General features: G+C 61.3%; 1 pseudogene. It reads left to right on the forward strand.

Annotation, left to right across the window (positions count from 1 at the left end):
* Positions 1-377, forward strand: a pseudogene (locus tag KSX58_RS10315) (IS607 family element RNA-guided endonuclease TnpB); the annotation flags it as partial.

The raw sequence follows: 377 nt of genomic DNA on the forward strand, positions 1-377 counted from the left end.
CAAATCTCCTTGGGTGAGAAACCGGACTGGACGTTGTACGCGATGCGCCGCTGGTGGAACGAGTGGAAGGACGAAATCGCCCCGTGGTGGCGAGAGAACAGCAAGGAGGCGTACAGCAGCGCGTTTGAATGGCTGTCCCAAGCGTTGAGGAACTGGTCGGACAGCAGGAAGGGCAGGCGCGCGGGCCGTAGGGTGGGCTGGCCGAAATACAAGTCGAAACGCTCCAGTGTCCCGCGTTTCGCATACACGACCGGCAGCTTCGGCCTTATCGAAGACGACCCGAAGGCGTTGAAACTGCCACGCATCGGACGCGTACACTGCATGGAGAACGCCACCGAACGCGTCCACGGCAGACGAATCGTGCGCATGACCGTCAG

This window comes from Bifidobacterium sp. MSK.17.10 (assembly GCF_019129655.1).
GTDB classification, from domain to species: domain Bacteria; phylum Actinomycetota; class Actinomycetes; order Actinomycetales; family Bifidobacteriaceae; genus Bifidobacterium; species Bifidobacterium adolescentis.